The organism is Micromonospora sp. CPCC 206171 (genome assembly GCF_036906755.1).
Lineage (GTDB): Bacteria > Actinomycetota > Actinomycetes > Mycobacteriales > Micromonosporaceae > Micromonospora > Micromonospora purpureochromogenes.
Genome location: NZ_JBAKHT010000001.1, coordinates 19,464 through 44,060 on the forward strand (window position 1 = coordinate 19,464; position 24,597 = coordinate 44,060).

Below are 24,597 nucleotides of genomic sequence, written 5' to 3' on the forward strand. Positions count from 1 at the left end.
GATCCCGGTGCGGTAACGCCCCGGTCCGCGCCGGTCGGCGGGGTTGACTGGGGACGTGGAGAGCGCGGGGCTGCGGCGGATCTACGACGAACTGCTCGCCGAGGTGGAGGCGGGCGGCTTCGGCGAGCCGCCGCACGGGCAGCTGACCGCCGAGCAGATCGTGGCCCACCTGGCGGCCAACGACGAGCTGATGAGCGAGGCCACCGAGGCGGTCCTCGCCGGCTCGCCCTTCGCCTACTACGACCTGGAGACCATCCACCGCCCCCAGGTGGACGCGCTGGTCGTCGACTGCGGCGGCCTGGACGGGCTGGCCACCCTGCTGCGGGCCACCAGCCAGAAGCTCTGCGCCCTGGTGGACCGGCTCGGCCCGGCGGCGGACACCGCGGTCGACACCCACCTGCGGGAGGGCTTCGACCTGGTCGTCGACGACACCCTGCCGTGGTCGCGCACCCTGGACCTGCACGCCCGCGTCCACCTGCCGAAACACCTCGCGCAGCTCCGGGTCCTGCGGACGCCGCCGGGGGCGCCCGTCGTCGACCGGCCGACCGTCGACCGGTCGGTCGGGTCGTGAGCCAGCCGGTGCGGTGAGCCGACGCGGGACGGGCCCGCTCTGCCACGACGTGGGCTGGCGGAGTTCTCCGCCGCCACCGCCGCCCTGCACGGGCTCCGCGCCGCCTCACCCTGATCCGGCCGACCGAGCCCGTCCCGACCCCCGATCCCGATGCCCGACCGCCGGGCACGGGTGCGCGGGCGCCGGCCCCACATCGCGACCAGTTCGTCCGCTCGACCCCGGCTCGCTCACGGATCAGGGGTGCCGGTGGAACGCCCGGCGGTACGCGCTCGGCGCGACGCCGATGCGCTGGCGGAGCTGCTGGCGCAGGGCGGCGGCGGTGCCGAAGCCGCAGCGGTGGGCCACCTGGTCGACGGTCAGGTCGGTCGTCTCCAGCAGCAGCCGGGCGTGGTCGGTGCGCTCCTGGAGCAGCCACTGGGCGGGGCTCAGCCCGGTCTCGGAACGGAAGTGCCGGGTGAAGGTGCGCACACTCATCCGCGCGTGTTCGGCCAGGTCGCGCAGGGTGACCGGCTCGTGCAGCCGTTGCCGGGCCCACTCCCGGGTGCCGGCGGTGCCGGTCCCCGCCCGGTGGGGCACCGGCCGCTCGATGTACTGGGCCTGGCCGCCGTCGCGCCACGGCGGCACCACGCAGCGCCGCGCCGAGCGGTTGGCCACCTCGCTGCCGTGGTCGGTGCGGATGACGTGCAGGCACAGGTCGAGGCCGGCGGCCACCCCGGCCGAGGTGAGCACGTCGTCGGAGTCGATGAAGAGCACGTCGGGGTCCAGGTCGACCGCCGGGTGCAGCCGGCGGAACTCCTCCGCGTACGCCCAGTGGGTGGTGGCCCGGCGGCCGTCGAGCAGCCCGGCGGCGGCCAGCACGAACGCGCCGGTGCAGATCGACATGATCCGCGCGCCCCGCTCGTGGGCCGCCCGCAGCGCCGCCGCCACCTCCGGGTCGAGGATGCCGTCGGTCAGCGCCGGACCGCCGTGGATGCCCGGTACGACCACCGTGTCGGCGGCCTCGACCAGTTCGAGCCCATGGTCGGGCAGCACCTGGTACCCGGCGGTGCTGCGCACCGGGCGGCCCCCCGGCGTGCAGGCGTCGACCGTGTAGAGCGGCCGCAGGTCCTTGGTGCGGGCGGTGCCGAAGACCTGGGAGGGGGTGCCGAGGTCGAGGCCGACCACCTGGTCGATGGCGAGCACCGCCACCCGGTGCGGGACGATCGTCATGGCCCGATTATTGCGCATGATGGCTTTCCGGCCACTCGTCGTCCGCCGGCCGGCCGTCGAGACTCGTATCGTGAACCGAACCCGCCGTCTCCACCCCGCCTGGCTGGTCGCCGCCGTCGCGTTCGTCGCGCTGGTCGGCGCCGCCGGCTTCCGGGCCACCCCCTCGGTCCTGCTGCACCCGCTGCACGCCGAGTTCGGCTGGCCGCTGGCCACCGTCTCCGCCGCCGTCTCGGTCAACCTGCTGCTCTACGGGCTGACCGCGCCGTTCGCCGCCGCGCTGATGGACCGGTTCGGCGTCCGACGGGTGGTGGCCGGCGCGCTGGCGCTGGTGGCGGCCGGCAGCGGCCTGACGGTGTTCATGACGGCCAGCTGGCAGCTGATCCTCTGCTGGGGGGTGCTCGTCGGGCTGGGCACCGGGTCGATGGCGCTCGCCTTCGTGGCCACGGTCACCGGGCGCTGGTTCGTCCGCCGTCGCGGGCTGGTCACCGGGGTGCTGACCGCCGGCGGGGCGGCCGGGCAACTGGTCTTCCTGCCGCTGCTCGCCGTGCTGGTCCGCGACCACGGGTGGCGCACGGCGGCACTCGTCGTCGCCGGGGCGGCGCTGGCGGTCGTACCCCTGGTGGCCTGGCTGCTGCGGGAGCACCCGGCGGATCTCGGCCTGCCCGCCTACGGCGCGGCGGAGGTCGTGCCGCCCGCGCCGACGACGGGCGGCGCCGCCTCCCGGGCCGTCGGCGCGCTGGCCGCGGCTGCCCGGACCCGCCCGTTCTGGCTGCTCGCCGGCGGGTTCGCGATCTGCGGCGCGACCACCAACGGGCTGGTCGGCACCCACTTCGTGCCCGCCGCGCACGACCACGGCATGCCGGAGACCACCGCCGCGGGGCTGCTCGCCCTGGTCGGGCTCTTCGACATCGTCGGCACCATCGCCTCCGGCTGGCTCACCGACCGGGTGGACAGCCGGCTGCTGCTCGGCGCCTACTACGCGCTGCGCGGCGGGTCGCTGCTGGTGCTGCCCGGCCTCTTCGCCGGCACGGCCGAGCCGAGCATGCTGGTCTTCATCATCTTCTACGGCCTGGACTGGGTGGCCACCGTGCCGCCGACCGTCGCGCTGTGCCGGGAGTACTTCGGCGCGGCGGGCGCGGTGGTCTTCGGCTGGGTCTTCGCCGCCCACCAGTTCGGCGCGGCGATCGCCGCGACCGGGGCGGGCCTGGTCCGCGACCGCCTCGGTGACTACGCGCTGGCCTGGTACGTCGCCGGGGCGCTGTCGATCGGCGCGGCCGGGCTCTCGCTGCTGCTGCGCCGCCGGGAACCGGTGCCGGTACCCGTGCCCGTGGTGGCGCCGCCGGCCCGGGCCTGGAGCTACCGGGGCTGAGGGGGTCAGCCCACCGTCCACTGCTGCTGGGCGGCGCCGGTGCAAGGGACCTGCCGGATCTCGTCGCCGGCCTCGGTGCCGCCGTCCTCGACCTCGGCGCACTTGCCGGAGTGCACCGCCACCAGCAGCACCGGGCCGGTACCGACCGGGGTCAGCCGCCACTGCTGGTTGGCCTGGCCGTGGCACGGATACTGCTGGAGCTTCGCGTCGTCGTCGGTGCTGCCGCCCTCGACGTCCAGGCACTGGCCGTACGCCGTGTTGGTGAGGGTGACCAGGTCCGGGGCGACCGGGTTGGCGACCCACTGCTGTTCCGGCCCACCGGTGCAGGCCGCCAGCTCGGCAACGGCCTTCTCGTCGTCGCCGTCGGTGCCGACGCAGAGGCCGGAGGCCACCGCCCGGAACACCTTCGGCCCGGCCACCGGGGCGGGCGGGGTGGTGGGCGCGGCGGTCGGCGAGGGCGCGGCGGGGGTGGTCGCGGCCGGTTCGGTGACCTCCGGCGACGGCGGCTGCGCCGGGGGCGCGGAGGCGGCCGACGCCGGCACCACCGGCTGGTCGCCGCCGCCGAGCACGCCGGTGGCGAAGAAGACCCCCACCAGTACGCCGACCAGCCCGGCGGCCAGCGCGAACCGGATCAGCGGGTCCCGGGGCAGCCCGGGGCGGGCGGCCCGGCGGGCGCCGTAGACGGTGCCGGCCGGGTCGTGGTGTTCGTCGGGGACGGACATGGGGGAATCCTGACCCACCGGACCGGTCGATGGCCACCCGGCCCGGCCGGCGGTGACTCAGTCGACGACCGTGACGTCCTTCCAGAACGCCACCCGGTCGCGCACCATCTCGGCGTCGGGCTTCGGGTCCGGGTAGTACCAGACGGCGTCGGCGCTGGTCCGGCCGTCGTGCTCGAGCGTGTAGTAGGAGGCGGTGCCCTTCCACGGGCAGAACGTGTGGGTGGCGGACTCCCGGATCAGGTCGTCGCGCAGGGCGGCGCGGGGGAAGTAGTGGTTGCCCTCCACCAGGACGGTGTCGTCGCTCTCCGCGATCACCAGGTCGTTCCAGACGGCTTTCGGCATGGCTCCACGCTATGCCGTCCGCCCCGTACCGACCACCGATCGGCGGCGGGTCAGCGTGCGGGCTCCGGGTCGGTCACGTCGGCGACCGTCGCCCCGAGCGTGGTGATCGCCGCGTCGGCGTCCAGCGCGACGGCCGCGCCGTGCTCGCCCGCGCCGAGGGTGATCTCCCGGCCGCGCAGCCGCTCGTCGGCGACGACCGGCCAGGCGGTGGTCGCGCCGAACGGGGTGATGGTGCCGCGCTCGTAGCCGGTGGCGTCGCGGGCCGCTGCCGCGTCCGGCATGGAGAGCCGGTTGACGCCGAGCAGCGCGCGCAGCTTGGGCCAGGAGATCACCCGGTCGCCCGGGGTGAGCACGAAGAGATGGTCGTCCGGGCCGCGGCGGACCACGATCGTCTTCACCACGTCCGGCACCGCGACGCCGCGGGCGGCGGCGGCCTCGGCGAGGCTGCGTACCGGCCCGTGCCGGATCACCCGGTACGGCAGACCGGCGGCGTCCAGGGCGGCGAGGGCGGGCGACGGCACGTCCGCCACGGTAACGGGATCGTCCGATCGTGGTGGCGAAAAGGCCACCGTGGACCTCCCACGCGCGGGCGGTTCGGCGCGTAAGGTGATCTCATGCGCGCGCTGCGTGATCATGAACAGGCGGTCGACACGTTGCGGCGGTCGTACGCCGCGGTACCCCTCGGGGAACCCGTCCGCCTCGCCAAACGCACCTCGAATCTGTTCCGCCCCCGGGCGACCACCAGCTCGCCAGGCCTGGACGTGTCCGGGCTGGACGGCGTGCTGGCGGTCGACCCGAGGGCCCGCACCGCCGACGTGCAGGGCATGTGCACGTACGAGGACCTGGTCGCCGCCACCCTCCCGCACGGACTGATGCCGCTGGTCGTGCCGCAGTTGCGCACGATCACCCTGGGCGGCGCGGTCACCGGGCTGGGCATCGAGTCGACCTCGTTCCGCAACGGCCTGCCGCACGAGTCGGTGACCGAGATGGACGTGCTCACCGGGGCTGGCGAGATCCTCACCGCCCGCCCGGAGGGCGAGCACGCCGACCTCTTCGCCGCCTTCCCCAACTCGCTGGGCAGCCTCGGCTACGCGACCCGGCTGCGTATCGAGCTCCAGCCCGTACGCCACGCCGTGGCGCTGCGCAACGTGCGCTTCAGCCGGCTGGAGGAGCTGACCGAGGCGATCGGTGACGTGGTCGTCAAGGGCGAGTGGGAGGGGCAGCCCGTCGACGCGATGGACGGGGTGATGTTCAGCCCCGGCGAGGCGTACCTGACCCTGGGCACCTTCACCGACGACGCGCCGCAGCTCAGCGACTACACCGGCCAGGAGATCTACTACCGGTCGCTGCGCCGGCGCACCCGCGACGCGCTGACCACCCACGACTACCTCTGGCGCTGGGACACCGACTGGTTCTGGTGCTCGGCGGCGTTCGGGGTGCAGCACCCGGTCGTCCGTCGGCTCTGGCCGGCCCGGTGGCGGCGCAGCGACTTCTACCACCGGCTGGTCCGGCTGGAACACCGGCACCAGGTCGCCGCGCGGGTCGACCGCTGGCGCGGGCGTCCGGCCCGCGAGCGGGTGGTGCAGGACGTCGAGATCCCGCTGGAGGCCACCGCCGACTTCCTCCGCTGGTTCGCCGCCAACGTGGGCATGAACCCGGTCTGGCTCTGCCCGCTGCGGTTGCGCGAGCCGGCCGGGCCGGGCTCGGCGCGGTCCTGGCCGCTGTATCCGCTCCGGCCGGGGCAGACCTACGTCAACATCGGTTTCTGGGGAAGTGTGCCGATCGCCGAGGGAGCGGCCGACGGCGACGTGAACCGCTCGATCGAGCGGGCGGTGTCCGACATGGGTGGTCACAAGTCCCTCTACTCGGACGCGTACTACGACCGAGCGGCCTTCGACCGGCTCTACGGCGGGGAGACCTGGCGCGCCGTGAAGGACCGCTACGACCCGGATCACCGGCTCACCGGACTCTACGAGAAGGCGGTAGCACGAAAATGAGCCTGACCGACCGAGAACAGGGGGCGAGCGGTTCCCCCGCCACACCACCGCCGGCCGGGGGCCGGCGCACCGGCCCCACCGTCGCCGACGTCGTCCGGGCGCTGACCACCGGGGAGCTGCCGGTGCGGATCACCGGGTACGACGGCAGCGCGATCGGCCCGGCCGACAGCGGGATCACCCTGTCCATCTGCTCCGAGCGTGGTCTGACGTACCTGCTCACCGCCCCCGGTGACCTGGGCATGGCGCGGGCGTACGTCAGCGGCGACCTCCAGTTGGCGGGCGTGCACCCCGGCGACCCGTACGAGGCGTTGCGGGTGCTCAAGGACGAGCTGCGGGTGCGTACCCCGTCGCTGGCCGAGGGGCTGGCGCTGGTGCGCGGGCTGGGCTGGGAGCGGCTGCTGCCCCCGCCGCCCCCGCCGCAGGAGGCGCAGCCGCGCTGGCGGCGGGTGATGAACGGGCTGCGGCACTCCCGCCTACGGGACAGCACCGCCATCTCGCACCACTACGACGTCTCGAACGCCTTCTACGAGAAGGTGCTCGGCCCGTCCATGACGTACACCTGCGCGGTGTTCCACAGTCCAGGCGACACGCTGGAGCAGGCCCAGGCGGCCAAGTACGACCTGGTCGCCGGCAAGCTGGCGCTCAAGCCGGGGATGCGGCTGCTCGACGTGGGCTGCGGCTGGGGCGGCATGGTCCGGCACGCCGCCCGGGAGTACGGCGTGAAGGCGCTCGGCGTCACCCTGTCCCGGGAGCAGGCGCGGTGGGCGCAGGCGGCGATCGAGCGGGAGGGGCTGACCGAGCTGGCCGAGGTGCGCCACCTGGACTACCGGGACGCCCCGCGCCAGCAGTTCGACGTGGTCTCCTCGATCGGGCTGACCGAGCACATCGGGGTGCGCAACTACCCGGCGTACTTCGGGGCGCTGCGCGACCGGCTGCGGCCGGACGGCCGGCTGCTCAACCACTGCATCACCCGGGCCGACAACCGGGCCCCGCACCGCTCCGGCGCCTTCATCGACCGGTACGTCTTCCCGGACGGCGAGCTGGCCGGGCCGGGCCGGCTGATCAGTGAGATCCACGACGTGGGGCTGGAGGTCCACCACGAGGAGAACCTGCGGCAGCACTACGCGCTGACCCTGGCCGCCTGGTGCCGCAACCTCGTCGAGAACTGGGATTTCTGCGTCTCGGAGGTGGGGCAGGGCACCGCGCGGGTGTGGGGCCTCTACATGGCCGGGTCGCGGCTGGCCTTCGAGACCAACGGCATCCAGCTGCACCAGGTGCTGGCCACCCGCAACGGGCCGGCGGGGCAGACGTCGTATCCGCTGCGTCCCGACTGGACGCCCTGACCGCGGAACCGCCGAGGAAAGCCGCGCCGGGTCGGCGCGGCTTTCCTCGACCCTATTGACAAAGAGAGTTTTTACGTACAAGCTCATTTGTGCGATGAGAGACGTCATGTACCTGGAGCAGATCGAGCAGGCCGAGGTCCTGCTCAAGCCGCAGCGCGTCGAGGTGCTGCGGCAGTTGGCCGAGCCCCGCACCTGCACCGAGGTCGCCACCCGGCTGGAGCAGACGCCGCAGCGCGTCTACTACCACGTCAAGCAGTTGGTGGCGGCCGGCCTGGTCGAGCAGGTGTCGAGCCGGAAGGTGCGCGGCATCAGCGAGGGCATCTACCAGGCCGCCGCCCGGTCGTACTGGCTCTCGCCCCGCCTGGTGGGGCGGGTCGGCGGGGTGCGCCGGGCCCGGGACGAGCTCAGCCTGGGCTACCTGCTCGACCTGATGGAGGAGGTCCAGGCGGACGTCGCCGCCCTCGACCGGTCCGCGCCGGAGCTGCCCTCCATCGGGGTGTCCGGCGAGATCCGGGTGCCGGCCGAGCGCCGGCAGGAGTTCCTGCACGACCTGCAGTCCACGCTGCGGGACCTGTTCACACGCTACGGCGGCGCCGAGGGGGACGCCTTCAAGCTCGCCGTGGCCTGCTACCCCAAGGGGGACGACCGTGAGTGATTCGTTGAAGCTGGGTGCCCGTCTCGCCGCGCCGGTCGAGGCCGTCCGGCGCGCCCTGACCGACCCGGCCGAGCTGCGCGTCTGGTTCGCCGAGCACGCCGAGGTGGAGCTGCCCCGACGGTACGAGTTCTGGGGCCGCTTCACGCCCGAGGGCGACGCGCCGCACCAGCGCCTGCTGCACGCCGACGAGGACACGCTGCGCTTCGCCTGGCTGCTCGACGGGGTGGAGACCACCAGCGAGATAGCCCTGACGCCCGAGGGCCCGGGCAGCACCCTGCTGACCCTCACCCAGAGCCACTTCACCTTCGCCGAGGCGATGGACGGCAGCACCATCCGCGGGGTGCTCCAGACCTGGTGGAGCCTGTCGATCGCCAACCTCGCCGCGCACCTGGAGGGGCGCCCGCTGCTGCCGAAGACCGACTTCACCTCCGCCGACCTGCGCGGCGAGCTGCTGATCGGCGCACCGGTCGAGCGGGTCTGGCAGTCGCTGACCGACTCCGCCCAGGCCAGCGCCTGGTTCGGGTACCCGATCGGCATCGAGCCCTGGGTCGGCGGCCGGTACGCCATGGGCGGCTTCGAGGCCGGGTACGCGGCCAAGGTGGTCGACCTGGAACCCGGCCACCGGATGTCCGTCGACTGGGGGCCGACCGGCATCAGCACCTGGGAGCTGGCCGAGTCCGACGGCAAGACCAAGCTGACCTTCGTGCAGAGCGGCTTCGACGAGGGCAACCCGCCGTACGCGGCCTGGAGCGGGTCGGTGGCCGGCCTGTCCGAGCTGCGCCGTTACCACGAGATGGCCGACTGGCAGCCGATCTGGGTCATGGAGGAGCTGCCCACCGGCGCCTGACCCGTCCCGCCCTCTTGCGCCGGCGCGGGCCGCACCTCTGGAGGTGCGCCCGCGCCGTCCGTGCAGCCTGAGCCGGTTCCGGCGTGACCCCTGGCGCGTCGACCGGCGGTGGTCCGGCGGGGGCTGCTCCGGGTTGCTCGTGCTTGTGCGCGGTGCCCGCCCGAGCACCTCGGGCGGGATGGGCTGATCGGGTGTGGCCGGGCGGCAAGGGGCTGTCGGTGCCCTTTCGAGCTGATGACGCAAACGATTCATCCGGCACCGGCCGGGGCGCCCGGCGGCCCGGGGTACTTGAAGCCGTCCATGGTGGAGGCCACCGCGTCGGTCGCCTCGCTAGCCCCGATTCGTTCACGTCATCAGCTCGAAAGGGCTCGCACACCCATGTCGTGGTGGCGGCGGCCTGGTGACGTCTGCCCCTGAGGTCGCTCGACAGGTGTGCCTGGGCGGATGCTCGTCGATCACCGACGGCCTCCCGGCCGGCAGGCGCCTCCGCGCTGGTCGGACCGCCGGCCGTCCCGCCGCCACCCACCGACCCCGAACCCGGTGGGTGGCGGCGGGACGGTCGCGCGGCGTCAGCGGTCCAACTCGCCCGCGCGGCGCAGCAGCGCCCGGCGTTCCTGGTCGGAGCCGACCAGGTCGGCGGCGGCGCGGAACAGCGCGGCGGCGCGTACCGGGTCGCCGTGGCGGGCGGTCAGCTCGGCAACGTCCGCGCGAGACCGAAGATGCGGCTCATGCCGGACGTTGTTCTCCAGGCGGAGTGAGCGGGCCGAAGGCCTGCCGGACCAGCTGGTTCGCGTCGTCCTGCGCCAGGTCGGTGGCTACCAGCAGGTCACTGACCGCCGTGCGGACCTGGGCGACCACGACCGATCCGGAGAAGCCCACCCCGCTCCGGTAGGCGCGCCCGGCCTCGGCCACCGCCCGCAACGCCCGCTCCCGGGTCCGGTCGGCCTCAGCCGCCCCGCGCGCGAACTCACGACGTAGCGTCCGGGTCGCCTCGGCGAGCGCCGACACCGCCGCCGGCATCGACTCCGGTACCGGCTCGCCGTCCTCGATCAGGGTGATGGCCCGGCGAATCAGGGTGCCGCTGTTCCGCATGGTCCGGTCGATCGGATCCACGGCTAGGGCGTACCGGCCGAGTGGTCCTTCCCGGGCGCTCCAGAACACCGGGGAGAGGGTGGTCGCCTCCCGGGCGGCCTGCGCCGCCTCGCCGAAGGAGCTGAGTTCCTTCTTGTTGTTCCGGAGCCTCTCGAGGGCCTCCTGCGCCTGGGCGGCGTCCCGCTGCCGCAGCGCGGTGGCAGTGGCGTCGAGTTGGTCGATGAGCAGGTCCAGTGCCGGCCCGGCGGCCCGGTTGATCGTCCGGAGCGGGTTCAGCGGCAACAGCACCGTGGTCACCATCAGGGCCACCGCGCCGCCGATCAACGCACTGCCGAACCGGGGAAGCTCAACGTTCGGTACCGAAGGCGCCAACGTGCCGATCAGGACCGCCGTCGCCCCTGCCTGGACCACCAGCGCGGGGCTGCGACCCACGAACGCGGCCACCAGGACGGCCAGCACCACGATCAGGCCGAGCTGCCATGGGCCCGCGCCGAGCAGGTAGATCAGCAGGTCGCCGATGAGGATGCCGACCGCCACGCCGATGACCAGCTCGATCGTCCGGCGCAGCCGCTGACCGACCGACGCGGCCAATGTGGCGACCGCCGAGATGGGCGCGAACAACGGCTGCGGGATGTTGAGCAGGGAGTCGGCGGCCCACCAGGACAGGCCCGCTGCCAGCCCGGCCTGGGCGGCCAGGCCGGCACCGGCCCGCACCCGGCGCAGCCGGTCGCGCAGGACCCCGGCCCAGCGACGGGACAGCCGCGCGGCCGTCGCGCGCTCGTGGTCGGCACGCATCTCGCTGCGCTCTTCCGGCGGACCCGCACCGACCACGGCCGGGCCTACCCGCTGTCGGCCGGGCAAATCCTGTGCGGTGCCCTGTTTCGGACGGCTCTGCCCGGCCACCGGGTGCCGGCGGAGCAGATCGTCCGCCGGCCCGCCTACGCTGTGCGGATGACCACCGAACTGACCGTGTTGTCGGACGTGGTCTGCCGGGGCGTGGGGATCAGCGGCCACGGGAGCGCGGGCTGCTCGCCCTCCTGAACGCCAGGCCCTCGAACCAGCATCGAGACAGGTTCAGACCGCGATTTCGGCGCTGAGGACGATGGTGCGTTCCTCGGGCAGGTGGAGGAACTCGGCGTGGCTGGCGGCGTTGTGGGCGAGGGCGATGAACAGGCGCTTACGCCAAATGGCCATGCCGGGCCGGCGGGTGCAACGCAGAGTGATCTTTGAGACGAAGTACGAGACCTGGTCGAGGTCGAGGTGCATTCCCTCGGCGAGGGGGTGAGCGGCGGCGCGGCGAAGTACCTCGGGGAAGTCGGTGGGATCCTGGAAGCCGAAGAGGGCGTCGATGTGGATGATGCCGTCGTTCGGGTCGCCGAGGTCATCGATGGTGAGGCGCTGATTCCAGGGGATGTGCGGGACGTTGGCAGTGCGACCCGTAATGATCACGATTCTTTCGTGGCGGACGTGGTAGTACGCGACGTTCGCGCGCAGTGCCAGGGGCGTGGTCTCCTTGTTCGGGTGGGGAAACACCGCGGTGCCCGGGACCCAGGGGATGTTCGTGGCGTGCAGGGTGTCGATGAAGTCGGGGAGGGGGCCTTCGCGTTCGATCCGCCGGGCGGTGACGAGTTCGGCGCCGCGTCGCCATGTGAGCAGGACCGTGAACAGAATGATCGCGATGAGCAGCGTCAGCCAACCGCCGTGGGTGACCTTGGCCAGGTTCGCGGTGAAGAAGGTCAGCTCAATGCTGCCGAAGACGAGCCCGAACAGCGCCAGCCGCCAGATCGTCCAGCGCCATCGCGCTCGCGCGACGACCAGAAAAAGGGTCGTGGTGATCAGGAAGGTGCCGGTAACCGCGACCCCGTACGCGGCGGCGAGGTTCGTGGACGAGCCGAATGCGAACACCACCACGAGGACTGCCGCGAACAGGCTCCAGTTCACACCTGGGGCGTAAATCTGTCCGTACTGGCGGCGGGAGGTCTGCCGGATGCGCAGGTGCGGCAGGAAGCCCAGCCGCATGGCCTCCCGGGACACCGAGAACGCTCCGGTGATCACCGACTGGGACGCGATCACGGTGGCAACGGTGGCCAGGGCGACCATCGGCAGTTGCGCCCAGCCTGGTAGCAGCAGGAAGAACGGATTGTCCCGGCTCTCTGGCGCCCGGAGGATCAGTGCGCCCTGGCCGAGGTAATTCAGGGTCAGGGCGGGGAAGACGATCACGAACCAGGCCCGGCGGATCGGGGCGCGGCCGAAGTGCCCCATGTCGGCGTAGAGCGCTTCGGCGCCGGTGATCGCCAGCACCACGGCGCCCATCGCGATGAACGCGATGATCGGGTGGTCGACGACGAACAGGGCCGCGTACGTCGGTGACAGTCCGGCCAGAACGCTCGGGTGACGTATCACCTCGGCTGCGCCGGCGACGCCCAGGGAGGCGAACCAGAGCAGCATGATCGGCCCAAAGACGGCCCCGACCCGTCCGGTGCCCCAGCGCTGGATGGCGAACAGCAGGGTGATGATCACCGCCGACGCCGGCAGCACGATCACCTCCCATCCCGGGGAGATGACCTCCAGCCCTTCCACCGCCGACAACACCGAGATCGCCGGGGTGATCACACTGTCGCCGTAGAACAAGGCGGCGCCGAGCGCCCCAAGCGCCAGCACGGATGCGGCGCGCCTTTCACTGACGTTGAGCAGCGCCCTTCGGGCGAGGGCGGCCAAGGCCATCACCCCACCCTCGCCCTCGTTGTCGGCCCGCAGGATGAAGATGACGTACTTGACCGACACGATCAGGATGATCGACCAGAAAACCCACGAGATCACACCGAACACGTCGGGAGCGTCCGGCGTCAGGCTGCGGTCCAGAGTGAAGACTGTCTTCAACGCGTACAGCGGGCTCGTGCCGATATCGCCGTACACCACCCCCAACGCGCCCAGCAACAGGCCCAGGCCCGCCTTCGGGTGGCCCGCCGGCGATGGCTGGGACCCAGCGTCCTCTCCTGGTCCCTGGCCGCCCGGCGTGGGCTGCGCGTTGTTCGCCCGGTTCGTCACCCTCACAGGCATAGCAGCCGGTACGACGCGCCTGTCCGGGACTCCGAACTTTGGTCAACCCAGCCTTGAAGGGCGTAGCGGGGAAGGGCTTCGGCAGTCGTGCCCACGGGGAACTGGGTCACGCCGTCATGCCGTGAGGCCTGTTGCCAGCGCGCCAGCTGTCTGCGCGGCGCCGACCGGCTCGGACGGCAGCGTCAGAAGGGCGGTGCCGCTGCCTCGGCGGTGTCGCCGCGTGCGCGTCGGGTGTCGGCGACGCCCACCGCGGCCAACACGACCAGGGCGCCCGCGGCGGCCAGCAGTGCGGGAGCGTGGGGCAGGACCGGTGTGAGGGCGAGTAGGGCCAGGATGGCGATCCAGCGTGACGGGGACACCCGGGCGAAGACCTCGTATTCGAGGCGGGCCCGTCCGGCGAGGAACAGCACGGGTCCACCGATCACCATCGCGAGCCAGGCGGGTTCGAGGTGCCTGCTGGGGTGTTCGATGACCAGTTCGTAGCCGATCGCCGTGGCGGTCAGGCCGATCACCATGACGGCGTGGGTGTCGGCGGCGGAGCGGCCGATGGTTGCCGGGTGTCGGGCCTTGGCGACGGCCTCGCCGAGGATCTGCCCGGCCCGCTGGACGTAGATGCGCCACATGGCGATCGCGGTTGCCAGGGCCAGCGCGAAGGCGATGGTGCGGCCGGCTCCGTGCGGGTCCGTGCTGTAGGCGAAGCCGGCGACCAGGATCGTCTCGCCGAGAGCGACGAGGAAGAACTGTTGGTAGCGCTCAGCCAGGTGTTCGCCGGCGATGTCCCACTTCGACATGGTGGAGCGGCCCAGCCCGGGCACCGGCCAGCCGAGGCGTACCGCCGCGTACTCGACGGCGAGCGCGCCGACCCAGCAGACCACTCGTGGGTTGGTCGGCAGCAGTGCCCCGACGATCCAGAGCACGCCGGTGGCGGTGAAGGTGATGGCCATGCGCAGTTTCAGCCGGCGGTACGGGTGCGGGCCGAGGGCGACGAGCAGGATCAGCGGGCGGGACAGTTGGGCGATCACGTAGGCGATGGCGAACATCAGACCGGTCTCGGTGAACGCCCGAGGGATGGCCACGCCCATCACCATGCTGGCCACCAGCGCGGTCATCACTATCGTCTGCAGCCAGATGTGCTGCGGGTCGTAGCGGCTGGTGGTCCACGCCGTGCCTTGCCACACGCCCCAGAGTGCGAGCAGCAGCAGAAGTGTCTTCCCGCCGCCGGTGATGGCCATCCACGCCTGGCCGCCGCCGGGTTCCAGCGCGAGGTCCTCGAAGGCGCGGGTGGAGATGCGGGTGAGGGCGAACACGAAGACCAGGTCGAAGAACAACTCCAGGAACGTCGCGCCGCCGTATTCGCCGGCGATGGGCTCCAAGCGTCTTGTCGCCTTCGCTGCCACGATCAGCGCGTCGTTCCGTCGATGCAGCTCACAGAGCAGTCCTAGCACCTTCCGCGGGCAATCACGCTGGATTCACGACCTGCCCGGTGCAGGGCCGTGCCGGGTACGACGAATCGTGGGTCACGGCGGCGGGTACCTGACAGCTCGACTGTCGCACCGGTGGATCCACCGCCTGAGGCGCGCGTCGCGCATGCTGGATCCAGTGGGCTCGGTGTCGGCGCAGACGAACATCATGAACTTCATCGGTCGGCGCTCCTCGGTGTCGTGGTCTCACCAGGGTGACGAACGCCGGACCCGGATCCGGACACCGCCGGGCGAGAAATCTTCGCCGACGCACCGGTACGGCGGGTCCACCGGGTCGCGGCCGGACCCGGGTGGATCATGTCATCGGCACCGCTCACCGGCGACGGACTGACCGAGGAGGACCGCGATGCCCCGCGACGACTGGAAGGCTGTCGTCAACCAGATCCTCTACGGGTTGATCTTCACCGCCGAGCTGGACGACGTGGCCGCCGTCCGGATGGCCGAGGCGATGGTCGAGCGCCGGTTGTTCGGCGCCGGTCCGCGCGTCTACGCCGCGGCGATCGCCCGGGCCCGGCGGCACCGTGGCCCGCTGACCGACGAGCTGCCCACCCCGCACGACGAGGAGCGGTTCCGGGAGTTCCTGGAGCTGCTCGCCGTCCAGCTCGACGCCCGTCGGCCGTGGCGGCGAACCACTTCCTGAGAACGGGTGTGTGAGCGCCCTCCGGCGGGTACAGGCCGGCGATGTTCTTCATCTTCGGACTGCGCACGTCCGTCAACCGGTCCGGCGTGGTCACCGCGGTCTGCCGCAACTGCGGCAACCGGGCCGCGCAGGTGATCACCCGCCGGTCGACGAAGTTCACCCTCTTCTTCATTCCGCTGTTCCCGGTCCGCACCCGCTACGTGCAGCAGTGCTCGTTCTGCGGGGCCGAGTACGGCATCTCGAAGGACGAGGCTCGCAGCCTCCCGGTCGGCTGACCCGGCGATGGCCCGCTTCCTCTGCTGGCTGATCGGCCGGCAACCGGTCGTGCCGGCCCCCGCGCCGGTGCACACCGTCTCCCGTCCGCCCTGCACCCCGGGCCGTCGCCGGCACCGCCGCCGCAGCCGGCCGCTGGCCGGGGCCCGTTCGCCCCGCTCACCCTGGAACCGGTCCGCCGAGCGCTGACCATGTGATCTTCCGCCCGTACCGGATGCCTGCCCACCTCCGCGTTCTAGGCTGGGGCCGCCGTCCGAACGGGGAGAATCTTTGCGTAACCACCCGGCCGTCGTGCTGGTCGCCGTCCTGCTGTCCACCCTCTCGCTGCCGGTCTCGCTGACCGGCGCGTCGGTCGCGCTGCCGGACATCGGGCGGGACCTCGACGCCGGGCTGGCTGGCGTGCAGTGGGTGGTGAACGGCTACAACGCCACCTTCGCCAGCTTCATGCTGGCCACCGGGGCGCTGGCGGACCTGCTCGGCCGGCGTCGGGTCTTCGCCACCGGCGTCGCGATCTTCGCCGGCTCCGGGCTGCTCGCCTCGGTCGCCGGGAACATCGTGCTGCTCGACCTGCTGCGCGCGCTGGCCGGCGTCGGCGCGGCCGCCGCCGCGACCAGCGCCTCGGCCCTGCTGGCCCACGCCTTCCCGGGCCGGGCCCGCGCCCGGGTGTTCAGCATCTTCGGTACGACCATCGGCGTCGGCCTGGCCTTCGGGCCCTCCATCGCCGGCCTGCTGATCTCCGCGTTCGGCTGGCGGGCGGTCTTCGCCGCGCCGGCGCTGGCCGCCGTGGCGGTGCTGGCGCTCACCCCGCTGCTGCCCGAGTCCCGCCAGCCCCACGCCGGGCGGATCGACTGGCCCGGGACGGTCACCTTCACCGCTGCACTGCTGCTGCTCATCTTCGGTTTCGTGCAGGGTCCCGAGCTGGGCTGGTCGGCACCGGTGATCGTGGCGGCCTTCACCGCGGCGGTGGCCCTGCTGGTGGCCTTCGTCCGGGTGGAACGCCGGCGGCCCGAGCCGATGTTCGACCTGGCCCTGCTGGCGAGCCCCCGCTTCCTCGGCATCTGCCTGGCGGCGGCCACCATCGTCGCGGTGCTGGTGCCGCTGCTGGTCTACCTGCCGTCGTACCTGACCACGGTGGTCGGGATGAGCCCCGGCGCGGCCGGCGCCACGCTCATCCTGCTGACCGCGCCGACGCTGGTGCTGCCGTTGCTCAGCGGTGCCCTGACCCGGCTGGTGCCGGCCCCGGCGGTGATCGTCACCTCGGTGGTGGTGGTCGCGGTGGGCGCCGCCTGGGCCACCGTGCTCGCCCCGGACAGCGGCACCGCCGCCCTGGCCGGCCCGCTGCTGACCATCGGCGTGGGGGTGGGGTTGTCGATCGGCCTGCTCGACGCCATGGCGATCGGCAGCGTCGCCGCGCACCGGGCGGCCACCGGCGCCGGGATGATCAACACGGCTCGGCTGGCCAGCGAGACGGTCGCCATCGCGGTGGTCGGCGCGGTGCTGGCCAGCACCACCGCCGGCCGGCTCGCCGATCCCGGCTTCACCGGCGGCCTGCGTACCGTGCTCTGGGCGATGGCCGGCGTGGCCCTGCTCGCGGCGGTGGCGACCGCCGTGCTGGTCCGCCGGGCCCGCGTCCCGGCCGAACCGGCGCTGAGCGCCTATCCTGGCGGATCGTGACGAGCACCGCGCAGCGCCTGGCCGCGATCCGCGGCGACCTGCCCCCGAAGCGGCACAACGCCCGGACCATCGCCGCGCTCACCGGCAACCCGGGCTGCGCCCGTCGGGCGGTGCTGGACGGCGCCGGGGTGGACAAGCCGAGGCTGGCGGAGGCGATCGGCTTCCCGGCCCGCTTCGGGCAGTCGCGGTTCGCCATCACCCGTGGCAACGCCTTCGAGGCGCAGGTGAAGGCCGACGGCGGGGCGGAGCTGCTGCGGCTGGTCGCCGAGCGGCTCGGCGTACCGGTGCCGGAGCGGGCCGGCTGGACGGATCTGGGCGGCGCGGACGACCTGCCGGACCGGCACGAGCGGTCCCGCCGGGCGCTGACCACGCCGGGGCCCGAGGCGGCGCTCTTCGACCACCCGCTGCTCGGTCTGGACGTCGCCGGTCAGCGGGTGCACCTGGAGCCCGACCTGGTCGCCGCCCGGCTCGGCGGCCGGTTCCACGTGGTGGAGATCAAGTCGTTCCCGGTGGTCGACGGGCAGGCCGACCCGGCGAAGGTGGCCGCCGCGGCCATCCAGTCCGCCGTCTACGTGCTGGCGTTGCGCGAGCTGCTCGCCGCCGAGGGGCACCCCGAGGAGCTGGTCTCGCCCGACGTGGTGCTGATCTGCCCGCGCGACTTCGGCAACCGGCCGGTGGCCAGCCTGCTCGACGTTCGCAAGCAGCTGCTGGTGCTGCGCCGGCAGCTCGACCGGATGGCGAAGCTGGACGCGCTGCTCGACACCGTGCCGGCGGACTTCACCGCCGACCCGACCGCCGACCCGGCGGCGCTGGCCGCCGGCCTGCGCCGGGTGCCGGCCCGCTACGCGCCGGATTGCCTGGCCAGTTGCGAGCTGGCGTACTTCTGCCGCAGCGAGGCGGGCGGGCACACCGGGGCGCTGGGTCGGCCGGTCCGCGAGGCGCTGGGCGGCGTCGCCACCGTCGCCGAGGTGCTGGCGCTGGCGACCGGCGAGCGCGCCCCCGAGCCCGAGCAGGAGGAGGCAGCCGCGCTGCTGCGGGCCGCCGCCCGGCTGCGCGCCGACGCCCTCGCCGGGAACCCCGCATGAGTACGCCCCGCGCCCGCCGCGCGCCGGCCGCCCCGATCCGGCGGCCCGCATGAGTACGCTCCGGGCTCTCGCCAGGGCGCAGGCGCTGGCCGCCGGGGTGGCCCAGCCGGTGGCCACCGTCCGGCACCTGCACCTGTCCGCGCGCCCGCTGGTGCTGGTGCCGCTGGCCATGGCCGGCGAGGCGAACGCGCCCCTGGCGATGCTGGTCGGCGCGGCCCCCGACGAGGCGCGGCTGCTGATCGTGCCGCAGCCCCGCAACCGGGACCAGCGCTTCCGGTTCGCCGCTGAGCTGGCCACCATCGTGCTGCCGTACCTCGACGGGTTCCGCGACGGCACCGAGGCGGTGCCGATCGACCGGGGTCGGGACGTCCGGCACCGGTACGTCGACGCGCCGCAGTTGCTGGTGCCGAACCCGGCCGGGATCACCTTCCTGCGGCTGCTGGGCCGCTCCACCCGGTTCCGCCGCCCGGACGGCGATCATCCGGTGCACCCGTCGGTGCCGCTGCTCGGGCGCTGGCTGACCTTCTTCGCCGAGCGGGCCGAGCACCCCGGCTCGTCGGCGCTGGTGGCGATGACCGACGCGCTGAGCCTGCACTGGGCCACCGGCCAGAGCGTGGTGGAGGACCTGCACCTGCCGGCGCTGCTCGGCTGGATCGATCCGCCGGCCGGGCTGACCGGGGCGCAGGCGGCCGCCCGGGCCGAGGACCCGGCGCTCTGTCCGCCCGCCGGCCCGGCCACCGATCCGGAGTTCGACAACCGGGTGCTCGCCCCGGCCGTCGCCGCGTACGCCGACGCGGGGGACGACCCGGTGGCGCGCGCCGCGGCGTACGCGGAGCTGGAGCGGGTGCTTCGCGACCAGCTGGCACCCACCTGGGAGCTGATGTGGCGCGGCGTCGGGCTGCTGCGGGCCCTGCCGCCCGGGGCCCGGGTGGGCGGCCGCTGGGACGGCGACAAGGACGCCTTCACCGGCCACGCCGAGCACGTCGACGCGGGCGGCGGCCCGCAGCCCCGGCGCGACGGCGCGGTGGTGGCCGCCCAGCGGCTGCACCGGCTGGAGCGCGCCCTGACCACGTACGCGGTGCAGCGCGCCTACGACGACCCGCTGGTGATGGCCGAGCACCGGCTGACCGGGGAGGCGTTCGTCGGGGACGTGACGCTGGCCGACCCGAAGCGGGTCGACGACACGGGGAAGCGGCCGGTGCTGCGCCCCCGGATCCAGCTCGTCACCACCGAACCGGTGCTGGTGCCGGTCGGCACGACGCTCTACTCGCCGGCCCGGCCCACCCAGAAGGCCAGAGTGGTCTTCCTGACCCCGGCGGCGGACGGCAAGACCGAGGTGGTGCTGGAGCTCTCCGGCGCGATGGGCCGGGGGCTGACCGCGCCGCCGGGCAGCGTGCCGGAGGTGGGGGAGCGGCTCTGCTACACCACCCTGTCCGAGGCGTTCCTGCCTGCGGGGGCGTTCCCGACACCGGAGGAGACCCCGTGGACGCACGGCGGCCCCCCGCCCACCCGCGCCGACGATGCGCCCGCCGCGAGCGACGCCGCCGAGGAGTGGGCCTGAACCCTCCCGAACGGGCGCGGCTCGTGTCGGCGGTCGGACCGTCCTGGACGGACGGTGCCGCCCGGGTCCATCGGCCCTGGCGAGGCGCCCCGGTGCTGACTAGGCTTCGATGGTTCGCCGCCCGTGATCGGTCCTCACCGTCGAGGTGCGCACAGGAGAGAGAGTCGGAGCGACCATCGTGCTGCCCGATGACGCCCGCCAAGAGGCCGTCGCGCCGCCCCGTCCGACCCGCGCCCGGCGGGTCGGCGCGGTTGTCGCGGCGCTGGTCGTCCTCGTCGAGGCGGTCTGGCTGACGGCCGCGCTGCCCGGTGCCGCCCTGGCCGGTGACGTCGGCGCGATCTCGGTGGCCGGGTGGTCGGCCCTCGCCTGCGTCGGCGCGGCCCGCCGGCACCCCGCGACGCTGCGCCGGTTCTGGACGATGCTGGCCGTCACCATGGCCCTCGCCGCCGCCGGCCGTACCCTGTGGACCATCGAGCGCCTCGGCGGCGAGACACTGCCGCACACCCCGCTGATCGGTGCCGTCTTCACCGCCGGCATCCTCACCGGCACCGCGGCCCTGCTCTGCTCGCTCGCCGCCCCGCGCAGCGCGGTGGGCCGGGCCCGCACCCTGCTCGACGGGGTGATCGTCGCGCTGGCCCTGATCCCGATCGGCTGGGTGGTGGTGTTCCAGGACATCGCCGCCGCCGACCTGGCCGACCCGCTGCGCACCTTCGGCCTGCTCTACCCGATGCTCGACCTGATGCAGCTGACCATCCTGGTGGCGGTGGCCGGCCCGTCCCGCCCGATCTGGCGGCCGCTGACCCTGATCGGCGCGAGCCTGGCCACCCGGGCCGGCGCCGACGCGGTCTACGTCTCGCTCGTCGCGGACGGCACCTACGCCCCCGGGCAGGTGATCGACGTCTGCTGGCCGCTGAGCTACCTGCTGATCGGCGTGGCCACCACGTACCCGCCGCCGCCGGTCGGCGAGGGCGGCGACGAGGGCGTCGAGTCGCCGCTGCCGCCCTGGTGGCGGGTCGCCCTGCCGTACCTGCCGGTGGGCGGGGCGATCATCGCGGTGGTGCTCGCCCGGCACCCCACCGGGCAGACCCCGCACCTGGTCTTCATCGGCATGATGGCGCTGCTCGGCGTGCTGGCGCTGCGGCAGGGGCTGGCCGCCAACGAGAACCTCCGCCTGGTGGCGCGGCTGCGCCGGCTCGCCTACGCCGACCAGCTCACCGGCCTGCCCAACCGGCTGATGTTCAACCGGCGGCTGCGCCGGGCGCTGCGCGACGGGCCGCCGGTCGCCGTCCTGCTGCTGGACCTGGACGGGTTCAAGCAGGTCAACGACCGGTTCGGGCACGCCACCGGGGACACCCTGCTGACCAGCATCGCCGACCGGATGCGGGACGCGGTCGGCGACGACGGGACCATCGCCCGGCTCGGTGGGGACGAGTTCGCCGTGCTGGTCGACGGGGACCGACCGGTCGCGCCGGAACGGCTCGCCGAGCGGCTGCTCGCCGCCCTGCAACCCTCGGCGGGCGAGGAGGACGTCGGCATCCACCCGTCGGCCAGCATCGGCATCGCCGAGTACGGCCCGCAGCACGCCTCCCACACCGACCTGCTGCGCGACGCCGACATCGCGATGTACGCGGCCAAGGCTGCCGGGAAGTCGGCGTACCGGACCTGCACGCCGGGGCTGCGGGAGTCGGCGGTGACCCGGGCGGAGCTGATCGCCGACCTGCGCCGGGCGGTCGACGAGCAGCAGCTGCACCTCGACTACCAGCCGATCGTCGACCTGGCCACCGGCGCGGTCCGCAGCGCGGAGGCGCTGGTCCGCTGGCGGCATCCCCGGCTGGGGCTGCTCGGGCCGGCCGCGTTCCTGCCGCTGGCCGAGGAGGCCGGCCTGATCGTGCCGATCGACCGCTGGGTGATCCACGAGGCCTGCCGGGCCGCCGCGACCTGGCGGGAACGGGCGCCGGAGGCCACCGTGGCGGTGAACATCGCCGCCGCGCACCTGCGCCGGCCGGACCTGATCGCCACCGTCACCGCAGCCACCGCGAGCGCCGGGCTGGCCCCCCGCGCGCTGACCCTGGAGCTGACCGAGTCGGCGCTGATCGACGGCAGCGAGGCGGTGCTGGAGCGGCTGGGCCAGCTCCGCGAGCTGGGCATCCGGATCGCCATCGACGACTTCGGCACCGGCTACTCGTCGCTGAGCTACCTGCACCGCATCCCGGCCACCGAGCTGAAGATCGACCGGTCGTTCGTCTCCCGGCTCGACACCGACACCCGCGCGTACGCGACAGTGGAGATGGTGACCCGGCTGGCCGGCGCGTTCGACCTGGCGGTGGTGGCCGAGGGCGTGGAGACCGAGGAGCAGCATGCGGCGGTCACCGCGATCGGCTGCGTGCACGGGCAGGGCTACCGCTACGGTCGGCCCGGCCACCTGGCCGACCTGCACCCGGTCTCCGCCCCGGTCTGACCGGTCGACCCGGCCGGACGGCCCCCGACGACGGGAGTCGAAGGTCCCGGGAGGGACGGGGGGTTCGGCCCTGACCGGGACCGCCCGAGCCGCCGCACGATGGGAGCCGACACCAACGACGCCCCACCGTCACCGGGAGATACGACATGAAGCGGCGCACCCTGGACCTGCTGTTCAGCATCGGCGGACTGGGCCTCACCGTCCTGCTGCTGGTGGCCGGCATCGTCCTCACCTCGAACGCGAACTTCGCCAACGACTACGTACGCGACCAGCTCGGTGCCCAGCACATCAGCTTCAAGCCGGCCGACCAGCTGACCGACGAGGAGAAGAAGGCCGACTGCCTGGTCGAGTACGCCGGCCAGAAGCTGACCACCGGCAAGCAGGCGGAGTGCTACGCCAACCAGTTCATCGGGCTGCACCTGACCTCGATCGCCGGCGGCAAAACCTACGCCGACCTCGGTGAGCCGCAGACCGAGCTGCGCGCCAAGGTGGAGCAGGCCACCAGGACCAACGACCCGGCCCTGGCCGACCTGCAGAAGCAGCTCGCCGAGGTCAGCGGCCAGCGGGACACCGTGTTCAAGGGCGAGACGCTGCGCGGCCTGCTGCTCACCTCGTACGGCTTCAGCGAGTTCGGCCGCAAGGCCGAGCAGGCGGCGCTGGTGACCTTCGTCGGCGCGGGGCTGCTCCTGCTGCTCTCGATCGCCGGCCTGGTGCACGCCTTCCGCACCCCGGCCAGCGAGGCCTTCGCCGCCCCGGAGCGGGCGAAGGACCGGGTCACCGCCTGATCCCGCCCCGGACGCCCCCGGCCTCTCCACCCTCTCGGAGGCCGGGGGCGTTCGCGTGTGCCGCCGCGCCGATCCCCGGCGAGGGTGTGACGCGGCGCGCAGAATCGGGCTTGACCCTCACGCAACGGCAGGCGGGAGCCTTGGTCGCGGAAGGGAGGGAAACCATGGCGTACACGGTGGGTCAGGTGGCGAAGGCGGCCCGGGTGACGGTCCGGACGCTGCACCACTACGACGAGATCGGGCTGCTGTCGCCCAGCGGACGCACCGCGGCGGGCTATCGCCGCTACGACGACGCGGACTTGGAGCGCCTGCAGCACATCCGGTTCTACCGGGAGCTGGGGTTCCCGCTGGAGGAGATCGCGGCGATCCTCGACGACCCGACCGCCGACCCGGCGGCGCACCTGCGCCGGCAGCACGAGCTGCTCAGCGGGCGGATCGGGAAGCTCCAGGAGATGGTCACCGCGATCGAGCTCGCGATGGAGGCGAGAAGGATGAACATCAATCTGACCCCGGAGGAGCGGTTCGAGGTCTTCGGGGACTTCGACCCGGACGCGCACGCCGAGGAGGCCGAGCAGCGCTGGGGCGGCACCGACGCGTACCGGGAGTCGAACCGGCGGGCGGCCGGCTACTCGAAGGAGGACTGGCTGCGCAACAAGGCGGAGAACGAGGACTGGGGGCGGCGGTTCGTCGAGGTGATGGCGTCCGGTGCGGCGGCGGACTCGCCGGCGGCGATGGCGCTGGCCGAGGAGCACCGGCAGTTGATCAGCCGCTGGTTCTACGACTGCTCCTACGAGATCCACACCGGGCTGGCCGACATGTACCTGGCGGACCCGAGGTTCACCGCGCACTACGAGGCGATCGCGCCGGGCATGGCCGCGTACCTGAACGAGGCGATCCACGCCAACGCGATCACGCGCGCCTGAGCCGGTGTGGGCGGTGCGGGTCCCGCCTGGCAGGCATATTGGTGCCTGTCAGGCGGACCGCCCCACCACACCACCGGAGGTCACCGTGCTCATCGTCGCGGGCAGTCTCTACGTCGACCCGGCCGGCCGGGACGCCTACCTGGCGTCCTGCGCCGAGGTCGTCCGGCAGGCGCGCTCCGCGCCCGGCTGCATCGACTTCGCGATCAGCGCCGACCTGGTCGAGCCGGGCCGGATCAACGTCTACGAGCGCTGGGACAGCGACGACCAACTGCTCGCCTTCCGCGGTGCCGGCCCGGCGGAGGAGCAGGTGGCGGCGATCCTCGGCGCCGAGGTGCACCGCTACCGCATCTCCGCCGTCGAAGCCCCCTGACCCCACCCGCCACCCCCGCCAAGATCCCCGCACTTTCTCGGAAAGAGTGGCTGTTCCGCGCTGGATGAGCCCTCTTTCTCCGAAAGTGCCGACCCGGCTGGCTTCGCGACGGGCGGGGGCGGGGGTGGGGGTGGGGGCGG

22 protein-coding genes are annotated in these 24,597 nt (G+C 73.4%); 15 read left to right on the forward strand and 7 right to left on the reverse strand.

Going from position 1 to position 24,597, the window contains the following annotated elements; genetic code table 11:
* Positions 1-55: 55 nt before the first annotated feature.
* Complete coding sequence (locus tag V6U89_RS00105) at positions 56-571, forward strand: hypothetical protein (RefSeq protein ID WP_334568482.1); 516 nt, start codon at positions 56-58, stop codon at positions 569-571.
* A 234-nt stretch (positions 572-805) separates the two neighbouring features.
* Here the strand turns inward: V6U89_RS00105 and V6U89_RS00110 are convergent, their stop codons facing one another.
* Positions 806-1,798, reverse strand: coding sequence for a GlxA family transcriptional regulator (locus tag V6U89_RS00110; protein ID WP_334568483.1), 993 nt, complete (start codon positions 1,796-1,798; stop codon positions 806-808).
* Between the two features lies 1 nt (position 1,799).
* On the opposite strand from V6U89_RS00110, the gene V6U89_RS00115 reads away from it, so the two are divergent.
* Entirely contained in the window at positions 1,800-3,149 is a 1,350-nt protein-coding gene (locus tag V6U89_RS00115; protein WP_334568484.1) for an MFS transporter, read from the forward strand.
* A 5-nt stretch (positions 3,150-3,154) separates the two neighbouring features.
* Here the strand turns inward: V6U89_RS00115 and V6U89_RS00120 are convergent, their stop codons facing one another.
* Genes V6U89_RS00120 through V6U89_RS00130 form a run of 3 tightly spaced genes read right to left on the reverse strand, consistent with a single transcriptional unit; the run spans position 3,155 to position 4,734 of the window.
* Positions 3,155-3,871, reverse strand: coding sequence for an RICIN domain-containing protein (locus V6U89_RS00120; protein WP_334568486.1), 717 nt, complete (start codon positions 3,869-3,871; stop codon positions 3,155-3,157).
* 57 nt (positions 3,872-3,928) lie between these two features.
* On the reverse strand, positions 3,929-4,213 hold the full coding sequence (locus V6U89_RS00125; protein WP_280841445.1) for a DUF427 domain-containing protein: 285 nt from the start codon (positions 4,211-4,213) through the stop codon (positions 3,929-3,931).
* 50 nt (positions 4,214-4,263) lie between these two features.
* Positions 4,264-4,734: an aminoacyl-tRNA deacylase gene (locus tag V6U89_RS00130; RefSeq protein WP_334568487.1), complete on the reverse strand. Its 471-nt coding sequence runs from the start codon at positions 4,732-4,734 to the stop codon at positions 4,264-4,266.
* 93 nt (positions 4,735-4,827) lie between these two features.
* On the opposite strand from V6U89_RS00130, the gene V6U89_RS00135 reads away from it, so the two are divergent.
* From V6U89_RS00135 to V6U89_RS00150, 4 genes are all read left to right on the forward strand, one after another.
* Positions 4,828-6,210: an FAD-binding oxidoreductase gene (locus V6U89_RS00135; protein ID WP_334568488.1), complete on the forward strand. Its 1,383-nt coding sequence runs from the start codon at positions 4,828-4,830 to the stop codon at positions 6,208-6,210.
* Entirely contained in the window at positions 6,207-7,553 is a 1,347-nt protein-coding gene (locus V6U89_RS00140) for a class I SAM-dependent methyltransferase (protein ID WP_334568489.1), read from the forward strand. Before V6U89_RS00135 ends, V6U89_RS00140 begins: the two co-directional genes overlap by 4 nt.
* Positions 7,554-7,647: 94 nt before the next feature.
* Complete coding sequence (locus V6U89_RS00145) at positions 7,648-8,208, forward strand: winged helix-turn-helix domain-containing protein (RefSeq protein ID WP_088963794.1); 561 nt, start codon at positions 7,648-7,650, stop codon at positions 8,206-8,208.
* Positions 8,201-9,055 (forward strand): SRPBCC family protein, encoded by an 855-nt coding sequence (locus tag V6U89_RS00150; protein WP_334568490.1) that lies wholly within the window; start codon positions 8,201-8,203, stop codon positions 9,053-9,055. Before V6U89_RS00145 ends, V6U89_RS00150 begins: the two co-directional genes overlap by 8 nt.
* A 726-nt stretch (positions 9,056-9,781) precedes the next feature.
* Here V6U89_RS00150 and V6U89_RS00155 read toward each other — a convergent pair.
* From V6U89_RS00155 to V6U89_RS00165, 3 genes are all read right to left on the reverse strand, one after another.
* A complete protein-coding gene (locus V6U89_RS00155) occupies positions 9,782-10,942 on the reverse strand; it encodes an FUSC family protein (protein ID WP_334568491.1) in 1,161 nt (386 codons plus the stop codon).
* Between the two features lie 279 nt (positions 10,943-11,221).
* Positions 11,222-13,195 carry a potassium transporter Kup gene (locus tag V6U89_RS00160; RefSeq protein WP_334568492.1) on the reverse strand — a complete coding sequence of 658 codons (1,974 nt, stop codon included), beginning with the start codon at positions 13,193-13,195 and terminating at the stop codon, positions 11,222-11,224.
* A 194-nt stretch (positions 13,196-13,389) separates the two neighbouring features.
* A complete protein-coding gene (locus tag V6U89_RS00165) occupies positions 13,390-14,580 on the reverse strand; it encodes a low temperature requirement protein A (RefSeq protein ID WP_334568494.1) in 1,191 nt (396 codons plus the stop codon).
* 454 nt (positions 14,581-15,034) lie between these two features.
* Here V6U89_RS00165 and V6U89_RS00170 point away from each other — a divergent pair, with 454 nt between their 5' ends.
* From V6U89_RS00170 to V6U89_RS00210, 9 genes are all read left to right on the forward strand, one after another.
* On the forward strand, positions 15,035-15,328 hold the full coding sequence (locus V6U89_RS00170) for a hypothetical protein (RefSeq protein WP_334568496.1): 294 nt from the start codon (positions 15,035-15,037) through the stop codon (positions 15,326-15,328).
* A gap of 41 nt (positions 15,329-15,369) precedes the next feature.
* On the forward strand, positions 15,370-15,603 hold the full coding sequence (locus tag V6U89_RS00175) for a zinc-ribbon domain-containing protein (protein WP_088963789.1): 234 nt from the start codon (positions 15,370-15,372) through the stop codon (positions 15,601-15,603).
* A gap of 268 nt (positions 15,604-15,871) precedes the next feature.
* Positions 15,872-17,275, forward strand: a complete 1,404-nt coding sequence (locus V6U89_RS00180) for an MFS transporter (protein WP_334568497.1) — start codon at positions 15,872-15,874, stop codon at positions 17,273-17,275.
* Complete coding sequence (locus tag V6U89_RS00185) at positions 17,272-18,360, forward strand: hypothetical protein (protein ID WP_334568498.1); 1,089 nt, start codon at positions 17,272-17,274, stop codon at positions 18,358-18,360. Before V6U89_RS00180 ends, V6U89_RS00185 begins: the two co-directional genes overlap by 4 nt.
* 49 nt (positions 18,361-18,409) lie before the next feature.
* Entirely contained in the window at positions 18,410-19,921 is a 1,512-nt protein-coding gene (locus tag V6U89_RS00190; RefSeq protein WP_334568499.1) for a hypothetical protein, read from the forward strand.
* A 178-nt stretch (positions 19,922-20,099) separates the two neighbouring features.
* Positions 20,100-22,379 carry a putative bifunctional diguanylate cyclase/phosphodiesterase gene (locus V6U89_RS00195; protein ID WP_334568500.1) on the forward strand — a complete coding sequence of 760 codons (2,280 nt, stop codon included), beginning with the start codon at positions 20,100-20,102 and terminating at the stop codon, positions 22,377-22,379.
* Between the two features lie 146 nt (positions 22,380-22,525).
* The gene (locus V6U89_RS00200) at positions 22,526-23,164 is read left to right on the forward strand and encodes a hypothetical protein (protein WP_334568501.1); all 639 of its coding nucleotides are present in this window, start codon (positions 22,526-22,528) and stop codon (positions 23,162-23,164) included.
* 164 nt (positions 23,165-23,328) lie between these two features.
* A complete protein-coding gene (locus tag V6U89_RS00205) occupies positions 23,329-24,087 on the forward strand; it encodes a MerR family transcriptional regulator (RefSeq protein WP_334568502.1) in 759 nt (252 codons plus the stop codon).
* An 85-nt stretch (positions 24,088-24,172) separates the two neighbouring features.
* A complete protein-coding gene (locus V6U89_RS00210; protein WP_334568504.1) occupies positions 24,173-24,457 on the forward strand; it encodes a putative quinol monooxygenase in 285 nt (94 codons plus the stop codon).
* Positions 24,458-24,597 lie beyond the last annotated feature (140 nt).

What these genes read in the sequence shown, in the direction of transcription:
- V6U89_RS00190 (WP_334568499.1), top strand. Translation starts at nt 18,410, where the DNA reads ATGAGTACGCTCCGGGCTCTCGCCAGGGCGCAGGCGCTGGCCGCCGGG.
- V6U89_RS00140 (WP_334568489.1), top strand. Translation starts at nt 6,207, where the DNA reads ATGAGCCTGACCGACCGAGAACAGGGGGCGAGCGGTTCCCCCGCCACA.
- V6U89_RS00125 (WP_280841445.1), bottom strand. Translation starts at nt 4,213, where the DNA reads ATGCCGAAAGCCGTCTGGAACGACCTGGTGATCGCGGAGAGCGACGAC.
- V6U89_RS00110 (WP_334568483.1), bottom strand. Translation starts at nt 1,798, where the DNA reads ATGCGCAATAATCGGGCCATGACGATCGTCCCGCACCGGGTGGCGGTG.
- V6U89_RS00205 (WP_334568502.1), top strand. Translation starts at nt 23,329, where the DNA reads ATGGCGTACACGGTGGGTCAGGTGGCGAAGGCGGCCCGGGTGACGGTC.
- V6U89_RS00155 (WP_334568491.1), bottom strand. Translation starts at nt 10,942, where the DNA reads ATGCGTGCCGACCACGAGCGCGCGACGGCCGCGCGGCTGTCCCGTCGC.
- V6U89_RS00175 (WP_088963789.1), top strand. Translation starts at nt 15,370, where the DNA reads ATGTTCTTCATCTTCGGACTGCGCACGTCCGTCAACCGGTCCGGCGTG.
- V6U89_RS00145 (WP_088963794.1), top strand. Translation starts at nt 7,648, where the DNA reads ATGAGAGACGTCATGTACCTGGAGCAGATCGAGCAGGCCGAGGTCCTG.
- V6U89_RS00120 (WP_334568486.1), bottom strand. Translation starts at nt 3,871, where the DNA reads ATGTCCGTCCCCGACGAACACCACGACCCGGCCGGCACCGTCTACGGC.
- V6U89_RS00135 (WP_334568488.1), top strand. Translation starts at nt 4,828, where the DNA reads ATGCGCGCGCTGCGTGATCATGAACAGGCGGTCGACACGTTGCGGCGG.
- V6U89_RS00115 (WP_334568484.1), top strand. Translation starts at nt 1,800, where the DNA reads ATGGCTTTCCGGCCACTCGTCGTCCGCCGGCCGGCCGTCGAGACTCGT.
- V6U89_RS00200 (WP_334568501.1), top strand. Translation starts at nt 22,526, where the DNA reads ATGAAGCGGCGCACCCTGGACCTGCTGTTCAGCATCGGCGGACTGGGC.
- V6U89_RS00170 (WP_334568496.1), top strand. Translation starts at nt 15,035, where the DNA reads ATGCCCCGCGACGACTGGAAGGCTGTCGTCAACCAGATCCTCTACGGG.